Consider the following 405-nt stretch of genomic DNA (forward strand, 5'->3'; position numbering starts at 1 on the left):
GAAATCAGGGAAAAATCATCAATCGCATGCGGGGTCGATTGCTGCGCATCGGCAAGCCGTGCCTCGCGCAACTGGTCCTCGGCCCGCTTGAAAAGGTACTCGGCCCGAGTGCTGCTTTCGGTCAGCGGCAGGCAAAATTCGGCCGCCAGTCGCGCCATCAACGCCATATCAAACCACGCCGGAAAGCTGCCCTCCGGCAAGCGTGCGACATAGCTAAGATACGCACTGTCACCCGCGACCTTGATCGCCTGATCTCGCAGCTCGAAAGACGCGATCTTACCCCCGTCATTTTCGAGCGACAGCAACCGGATAAAGTCCCGCGGCAAGGCAAACAGATTGCTGTTATCTTTGGCTGAACCAGCCCCATCCCCGTCCGCCAGTCGCGACAACCAGCACCCCCGCCCG

1 protein-coding gene is annotated in these 405 nt (G+C 60.0%); it reads right to left on the bottom strand.

Annotated features, from left to right (window positions below; all coding sequences use genetic code 11):
- Nucleotides 1-405: hypothetical protein (locus B3Z49_RS16605; RefSeq protein ID WP_296993134.1), on the bottom strand; the 405-nt coding region annotated here is incomplete at both ends.

The organism is Thalassospira sp. UBA1131 (genome assembly GCF_002311515.1).
In the GTDB taxonomy this organism is placed as follows: Bacteria; Pseudomonadota; Alphaproteobacteria; order Rhodospirillales; family Thalassospiraceae; genus Thalassospira.